This window comes from Polaromonas sp. P1_G4, from assembly GCF_056405475.1.
This window is the reverse complement of the sequence record NZ_JBFUCA010000184.1, coordinates 1-7,594: the sequence shown is the minus strand read 5'-3', so window position 1 is coordinate 7,594 and position 7,594 is coordinate 1. Positions and strand designations below refer to the sequence as shown.

General features: G+C 64.6%; 8 protein-coding genes and 1 pseudogene. 5 read left to right on the top strand and 4 right to left on the bottom strand.

The features are described from left to right. Positions 1–409 (top strand): annotated as a pseudogene (locus AC1D1X_RS11100) (FHA domain-containing protein); the annotation flags it as partial. A 12-nt stretch (positions 410–421) separates the two neighbouring features. Here AC1D1X_RS11100 and gorA read toward each other — a convergent pair. Both gorA and AC1D1X_RS11090 read right to left on the bottom strand, forming a co-directional pair. After that, positions 422–1,789 (bottom strand): glutathione-disulfide reductase, encoded by a 1,368-nt coding sequence (gene gorA / locus AC1D1X_RS11095; RefSeq protein ID WP_477668607.1) that lies wholly within the window; start codon positions 1,787–1,789, stop codon positions 422–424. 59 nt (positions 1,790–1,848) lie between these two features. Beyond that, entirely contained in the window at positions 1,849–2,739 is an 891-nt protein-coding gene (locus AC1D1X_RS11090; protein WP_477668606.1) for a LysR family transcriptional regulator, read from the bottom strand. 139 nt (positions 2,740–2,878) lie between these two features. On the opposite strand from AC1D1X_RS11090, the gene AC1D1X_RS11085 reads away from it, so the two are divergent. Both AC1D1X_RS11085 and AC1D1X_RS11080 read left to right on the top strand, forming a co-directional pair. After that, the gene (locus tag AC1D1X_RS11085; RefSeq protein WP_477668605.1) at positions 2,879–3,532 is read left to right on the top strand and encodes a glutathione S-transferase family protein; all 654 of its coding nucleotides are present in this window, start codon (positions 2,879–2,881) and stop codon (positions 3,530–3,532) included. Beyond that, the gene (locus tag AC1D1X_RS11080) at positions 3,529–4,488 is read left to right on the top strand and encodes a pyridoxamine 5'-phosphate oxidase family protein (RefSeq protein WP_477668604.1); all 960 of its coding nucleotides are present in this window, start codon (positions 3,529–3,531) and stop codon (positions 4,486–4,488) included. The genes AC1D1X_RS11085 and AC1D1X_RS11080 overlap by 4 nt, the downstream gene beginning before the upstream one ends. Here AC1D1X_RS11080 and AC1D1X_RS11075 read toward each other — a convergent pair. Next, entirely contained in the window at positions 4,485–5,408 is a 924-nt protein-coding gene (locus tag AC1D1X_RS11075; RefSeq protein WP_477698279.1) for a LysR substrate-binding domain-containing protein, read from the bottom strand. The genes AC1D1X_RS11080 and AC1D1X_RS11075 overlap by 4 nt on opposite strands. A gap of 95 nt (positions 5,409–5,503) precedes the next feature. On the opposite strand from AC1D1X_RS11075, the gene AC1D1X_RS11070 reads away from it, so the two are divergent. Next, positions 5,504–5,797: a DUF2917 domain-containing protein gene (locus tag AC1D1X_RS11070; RefSeq protein ID WP_477668602.1), complete on the top strand. Its 294-nt coding sequence runs from the start codon at positions 5,504–5,506 to the stop codon at positions 5,795–5,797. Continuing rightward, complete coding sequence (locus AC1D1X_RS11065; protein ID WP_477668601.1) at positions 5,791–6,576, top strand: crotonase/enoyl-CoA hydratase family protein; 786 nt, start codon at positions 5,791–5,793, stop codon at positions 6,574–6,576. Before AC1D1X_RS11070 ends, AC1D1X_RS11065 begins: the two co-directional genes overlap by 7 nt. Before the next feature lie 88 nt (positions 6,577–6,664). Here the strand turns inward: AC1D1X_RS11065 and AC1D1X_RS11060 are convergent, their stop codons facing one another. After that, positions 6,665–7,465, bottom strand: a complete 801-nt coding sequence (locus AC1D1X_RS11060; protein WP_477668929.1) for an IclR family transcriptional regulator — start codon at positions 7,463–7,465, stop codon at positions 6,665–6,667. Positions 7,466–7,594 lie beyond the last annotated feature (129 nt).

Genomic DNA, 7,594 nt, shown 5'->3' with positions numbered 1-7,594 from the left:
GGTGGCGATACAGCTGGTAGCCACGCTGGCTGGCCTGCTGGCTTTCATGTTCTCGCTAGAAAGCCTTGCGCGCTTTGAGACGCCGCTGCTGCTATTGGGGGCGGCTGCGGCCATCTATGTGCACCTGACCGTCATCGTGCCGCAGCGCCGCCGCGGACTGGCGGGGCTGGTGGCCGGCGTGGCCGTGCTGGGCATTGTGGCCATGCTGGGCACCAACTGGCTGCAGAACAAGCGCCTGTCCAACAAGCTCTACATGTCCACCCTCTACCCGCCATCCCTGCGCATGGCGCCGGCTGTGCCCCTGGCGCAGTTCCTCGGGGAAGCCGGCACCATCCGCCAGCGCCTCGACGAACGCCTGAAAGACCGTGAGCCGGATGCAGATACGCCCGAAGACCCGGACGCGGATTAATATTTCCTGAAATCAGTCCTTGACCGGTTCGCGCATCGTCACGAATTCCTCGGCGACGGTCGGGTGGATGCCGATGGTGCTGTCAAATATTGCCTTGGTCGCACCGGCCTTCATGGCCACGGCAAAACCCTGCACGATTTCGCCGGCGTCCGGCCCCACCATATGCAGGCCGACCACGCGGTCGGTAGCGTCTTCGACCAGCAGCTTCATGAGCGTGCGTTCGGTGCTGCCGCTCAGCGTGTGCTTGAGGGCCTTGAAGTCGGCGCGGAACACTGTGACTTTGCCGAACTTCGCGCGCGCATCGGCCTCTGAATAGCCGACCGTGCCGATGTTGGGATGGGTGAAGACGGCGGTCGGCACAAATTCATAACTCATGCTGCGCGGTTTCTTGCCGGCGGCGGGGCCGAAGAGCTGGTCCACCACCACCATGGCTTCGCCCAGGGCTACCGGTGTCAGCTGCATGCGCGCCGTCACGTCGCCCAACGCATAGATGGACGGCACCGAGGTCTGGTAGTGCGCATTGACCTGGATCGCACCGGCTGCGTTGACGGCCACACCGGCGGCTTCAAGCCCGATGCCGTTCGCATTGGGAATCCGGCCCGTGGCGTAGAGCACGGTGTCCACCTCCAGGCTTGCGCCGTCCTTGAGCGTCACCTGCAGGCCTGTGGCGGTTTTGGCGATGGCCGCGATCTCTGCGCCCAGCTGCAGGGTGATGCCGGTCTTGCTCATCTCGGCGGCAATGAAGCGCCGCACGTCATCGTCAAAACCGGTCAGCAGCATGTCGCGGCGATGGACCTGGGTGACCTGTGAACCCAGTCCGTTGAAGATCGAGGCGAATTCGCAGGCTATGTAGCCGCCGCCCACCACCAGCAGGCGCTTCGGGAAGGGATTGAGGTCAAACATGTGGTCCGAGGTCACCACATGCTCGCGTCCCGGCACGGCAGGCACTGTGGCGGTACCACCTGTGGAGATCAGGATGCTTTTGGCCGTGAATTTTTTGTCGTCGACCTCGACGGTGTGCTCGTCAAGCAGCCGCGCCCAGCCGGTGATGATCTGCACGCCAGCGCTTTCAAGCAGCTGCACATAAATGCCGTTGAGCCGCGAAATCTCGCGGGCACGGTTGGCCTTGAGCGTGTCCCAGTCAAACACCGGCGCCTCGCCGACCCAGCCGAAGCCGCGCGACTCTTCAAAGCTGTCGCCGTAGTGGGCCGCATAGCTGTAGAGCTTTTTGGGAATGCAGCCCACGTTCACGCAGGTGCCGCCCATCGCAGCGAATTCGGCCAGTCCCACACGGGCGCCGCGCTGGGCCGACATGCGCGCGGCGCGCACACCGCCGCTGCCGCCGCCGATCACGAAAAGGTCAAAATCAAAAGTCTGCATTCGCTGTCCTTGTTCTGGTGTCTGCTGACGTTGTTTTTCGGGTGCCTTGATGCCGGCTCTCAAGACTGGAATTCCCGGAGCTCYTTTTTCATCCACTCAATGAACACCCGCGTGCGCATGGGCAGCAGCCGGGCGTGCGGGTAAACAATGTTGATGGGCCGGGGCGGCGGCTCGAAACCCTCCAGCACGGTGCGCAATTGTTTGGTCTTTAAAAACGGCGCCACCTGGTAAGACAAGAACGAACCGAATCCCGCACCCGCCGCGCAGGCCGCCACGGCCGGCGCGATCTGGTTGAACTCCAGATTACCACTGACGGCAAGCCGAAGCGGTCGGCCCTGGTCTATGAACGGGCCCCATGTGGGGGAATGGTCTGTCAGTCGCACGCAGTTGGCCTTGAGCAGGTCCTTGGGGTGTTTTGGTACGCCGTGGCGGCGAACCCAGGCGGGGCTGGCCACCACCAGGCGGCGGATGGTGCCCACCTTCTGCGCCACCAGGCTGGAGTCTTCAGGCTCGCCGATGCGAATGCCGACGTCGATGCCTTCTTCGAGCAGATTCACCACGCGGTCCAGCAGCACCATGGAGCAGCGCATCTTCTCGTGCTGCTGCACAAAGCGCGTGACGGCGGGCGCCACATGCATCTGGCCGAACAGCATGGGTGCGGTAATGGTCAGGTGGCCCGCGGGTTCCGCCGCGTCGGCGGTCAGCGCCGCTTCTGCATCCGCGAGTGTGGCCAGCAGCTGGCGGCAGCTTTCGAGGTGGCGCCGGCCTTCCTCGGTCAGTGAGATGCGCCGGGTGGTGCGGTTGAAAAGGCGCACACCCAGCTGGGCCTCGAAGCCGGCCAGCGTACGCACCATCGCCGGCAACGAGGACTCCATGACCTGGGCCGCGGCCGTAAGGCTGCCTTGTTCGGCAATGTGAATAAAGGCCTGCATGGCCCGGAGTTTGTCCATGGCGACATGCTACGCCTGTTGCGGGGATTCATCCAGTTAGTGGATTAGTTAAATACCTTGAAAGCCATTTATTCAAGATAACGGTTCAAACAAAATCCATTCCCGAGAGCAAAATTCTTCAACCTGCCGAAAGCCCGTCATGAGCACACCCGCCGCCAAAGCCCCGCCCGCACAACCCATACGCCTGTACCGCGTCGCCATCTCCGGCCATTCGCACCGGGTGGAACTGTTTCTCTCGCTGCTGGGCCTGCCCTTCGAGCGCATCGAGATCGACCTGGCCACCAAAGGGCACAAGACGCCGGCCTTCCTGGCCATGAACGCCTTCGGCCAGGTGCCGGTGATCCAGGACGGTGAAGTCACGCTGGCCGATTCCAACGCCATCCTGGTGTACCTCAACGCACGCTACGCGCCGGATGCCGAGCAATGGCTGCCGCGCGACCCGTTGGCTGCTGCGGCGGTGCAGCGCTGGTTGTCGGTCGCTGCGGGGCAGCTCGCCTCCGGCCCGGCTGCCGCGCGCGTCATCCAGCTGTTCAAGCGGCCGGAAAACCCGGAAGCCATTGAGCGTGCACATGCCCTGTTCACGGTGATGGAGCAGCAACTGGGCCAGTCGGCTTTTCTCGCGGGCAGCACCCCCACACTGGCCGACATCGCCAACTACAGTTACTCGGCCCATGCGCCGGAGGGCAAGGTCTCGCTGGAAGCCTACCCGCGCATACGCGCCTGGCTGGCCCGCATTGAGGCCTTGCCGCGCTTTGTGCCCATGGTCAGGAGCCCGATAGGGCTGGCCGCATGAGCACCGCCACTTTCCACGAGGGCGAGCGCGCCGCGCAAGCGCGCGTGGGCGCGGCCGTGCGTGCGCGCATGGCGGAAATCGGCCCGCGTGTGATCCGCGACTTCATGCCCGACCAGCACCGCGAGTTTTTTGAGCAGTTGCCTTTTGTGGTCGCCGGCACGGTGGACGCGAGCGGCCAGCCCTGGGCCTCGGTGCTGGCCCAGCCGCCGGGTTTTATCCACTCGCCCGATGCGCATCATCTGGTGCTGCGCGCCCAGCCGCTCGCAGGTGATCCCTTGCAAGGCACGCTGGCAGATGGCGCCGCGATAGGTCTGCTGGGCATCGAGCCGCACACGCGCAGGCGCAACCGCATGAACGGCATCGTTCGCGGCGTGAGTGCCTCGGGCTTCGCTGTGGAGCTGAGCCAGAGTTTCGGCAACTGCCCCAAATACATCCAGGCGCGCGAGCCGGTGTATATGGAGCGCTCCACGTCTTCAGCGGGGCCGGTGGTGCACGCGTCGGCGCAGCTCAATGACGCGGCGCGCCGCATGATCGAGCAGGCCGACACGCTGTTCATCGCCACAGCCTATGCGGGCAACGGTGAGCAAGCCGGCCGCGCCGGCGGCGTGGACGTGTCCCACCGCGGCGGCAAGCCCGGTTTTGTGCGCGTGGAGGCCGACGGCACCCTGACCGTGCCGGATTTCGTCGGCAACTACTTCTTCAACACCCTGGGTAACCTCGTGGTGAACCCGCGCGCCGGCCTGCTGTTCATCGACTTCGACACCGGCGACCTGCTGTATCTGGCCGTCACGGCTGACATCATCTGGGACGGGCCCGAGGTGCAGTCCTTCGCCGGCGCACAGCGCCTGATGCGTTTCAAGGTGCAAACCATGCAGCTGGTGGAATCTTCCTTGCCGCTGCGCTGGGGCGAGGCAGAACTCTCCCCGGTGCTGGAAGCTACCGGCGCCTGGGCTTAGCCTATGGCTTCAAGCGCGAGTTCGCGCTCCAGCCAGGCGCGAAACTTCTGCACGGCGGGCCGCTCCGTGCTGTGGGCTGAGGTGACGATGCGGTAGCCCAGGCCCGGCACCGTCTGGCCCGGCAAGACCACCATGAGCTGGCCGCTCCGCAGCAACGGTAACACCAGCGGCGTGCGGCCTATGCCTATGCCCGCGCCTTGCACGGCGGCGGTCAGCACATGTTCGTACTGCGAAAAATACAAACAAGGCTGCTGCGCCGATTGCCTCAAGTCCAGGCGCCCGTACCAGTCCGGCCACGACATCCAGGGGAAACGTGTGGCCGGGTCGTAATAGACCAGTAGCGGCGTAGTCAGGATATCGGCGGCGGCATGGATGCGTGCCGCGACGGCCGGCGCCGCCACCAGCAGGGCCTGCTCCTGCAGCAGGGGTGGCGGGTCTTCGCCGCCCTGCAGCACGGGGTAGAGCCGCACAGCCAGGTCCATGCCTTCGCGCTCCAGGTTGACACGCGTTTCTGTGGCGTCGACGCGTACATCGATGGCAGGCTCCAGCAACTGGAATTTGGCAAGCTTGGGAGCCAGCCACAGTGCGGCGAAGGAGGGCGTGGTGGTGACCGCTACAGAGACCCTGTCCACCGCCAGCAGGCGGTCGACAGCCGAGGCCAGCTGCGCCAGCGCGGCGCGGGCCACCTCATAAAGCTCACGGCCTTGCGGCGTCAGGCTCAGGCCCTTGCCGCCACGCACGAACAGGGTGGTGCCCAAGGCATCTTCCAGGCTTTTCACCTGCTTGCTCACGGCCGACTGCGTGATGCACAGTTCTTCGGCGGCAGCGGTAAAGCTCAGGTGCCGCGCGGCGGATTCGAAGCCGCGGATGGCATCGAGCGACATGGCGCGCAGTGCGCTGGTGGAAGGGCTKTTCAGCATGGCATGAATGATTGGAATACCCCGTATGACAAACCATCCGGCCGCGCGGACCGGTTCCAAAGAAGAATCAAACCACACTTTTCAAGGAGTCCGCCATGCATGCCCTGCAAACCCTACAAACTCCACAGACCCCGCTGAAGCTCGGGTCCATCCCCAAACCCTTGCGCTTGCCGCGCGGCCAGGTTTTGGCCTGCACTGGGGGTTGCCTCTGGATCACCAGCGATGCGCTGGCTGGACGCCGGGACAGCGACGTGGTGCTGGAAAGCGGCCAGTCCTTTGTCACGCCGCAAGCCGCGACTTATTTTGTGGGCGCCCCGCGCGGTTGCGGTGTGTTGTCATTTGTATCCCCCGACGCTATTGCCCGAAAACCTGAGGAGGCCCCATGCTGATAGAAACTGAGCGCCGCGGCCAACACGTGATACTGACCCTGAACCGGCCCGAGAAACTGAACGCACTGAACTACGCCCTGATCGATGAGCTCATGGACAGGCTGAACGCCCTGGAGCGCGACGACAGCGTGCGCTGCCTGGTGCTGACGGGGCAGGGCGATAAAGCCTTCAGTGCGGGCGCCGACATTGCGGGCTTCGCAGCCGACATAGCCACCTCGCCCGAGGCAGCGTGGCGCAACTTCGTGATGCGCGGCCAGGCCATGACCAGGCGCATCGAAAACTATCCCAAACCCATCATCGCGGCCGTCAACGGCATCGCCTTCGGCGGCGGTTGTGAAACCATGGAAGCCTGCAGCCTGGCCATCGCGGCGGAACATGCCAGCTTTGCCAAGCCCGAAATCCGGCTGGGCTTTCCACCGCCCTTTGGCGGCACGCAGCGCCTGCCGCGCCACATAGGGCGCAAGCGCGCCAACGAAATGATCCTCACCGGCGACGCCATCAGTGCAGAGGAAGCCCTGCTGATCGGCCTTATCAACCATGTGGTGCCGGCCCATGAACTGATACCGGCCTGCCTGCGAATGGCCGACCGCATCGCCGAAAACTCCGCCGTGGCCGTGACAGCCTCGCTGCGTGCGGTGACGCGCGGCCTGAATGTTTCCATCGACGAAGGCCTGGCGATCGAGGCCGCGCAGTTCATGATCGCCGCGGCTTCGCCAGACGCACGGGAGGGAACGGCAGCGTTTGTGGAGAAGCGGCAGCCTGTATTTCTTCATCGCTGAGGCTGCATTTTTCGCAGGCCGCACAGGATAGTGCATCACATCACATCAGGTGCGCCCGGGTGACATTTCGCGTCGTTTGCGACGCAGATCACGGATGCCAGGTTGCCCGCAGCGCCGTGGAAGGCATGGCGCCGAGCGTTTGCCCGAGCTGCTTCGCCGCCAGAACCGTGGCGGGCGCGTAACGCGCGAGTACCGCACTCGTCAGTCGTTCTACCGGGCCCGCCGTGCTGACAGAGCCCAGCACGGCGCCATGGCGTCCGCGCACGGCCGCGGAGACGCTCGCGATTTTCGAGTTCCGCTCGCCGCGGGTGATGTGGAAACCGCATCGACGGATGCGCTCATTCAGATCACCCGGTTCGCCCAGGGCGGCCAGAATCACCCGGCCGGCGGATCCGCGGTCCAGGGGAAAAACCTCGCCAGAGCGAATTTGGCTCTGAACACCTGCCGTTCCCTCGCAACGCATCAGGCAGCTGCGCAGGTTGCCTTCGAAGACGAAGAACGAGGCGCTTTCTCCCGTGGCCGTACCAAGCTGGCGAAGGATGGGTTCGATGGCGGAGTCGAGGTCGAACTGCGCCTGGTAGCGGGAGCCCATCCAGCCTACTGCAGGGCCGAGCCGCCACGCACCGTCTTCGCGCCTGACGAGGAATCTGGCTGCAGCGAGCGTGCGCGCAAGCCGCAGCACCGTGGGTTTGTGCATGCTGGTACGGCGTGCGAGCTCCGCCAGCGGGAGAAAGAGCTCGTCGCCTTCGAAGGCAGTGAGGATAGCCAGCGCACGCGCCACGGCCGTGACGTTCTCGTCGCCTGGACGCGTCGAGGTTCCCACCGGCCCGTCCGCGAGAAGTCGCTTCGGCGTGGCATGCGTCGGCTTGAACCTGGACTCTTGCGGCATGGCCGGATTGTATTCAAGCCCGCGCACCGTTACGTCAGGCGTAACGCATTGCCCATCCTGTATCTTTGTTCGGATCATGCGCTCCTTGATCCAGGAGACACGTTCCATGACAAACATGCACGCCAGGCG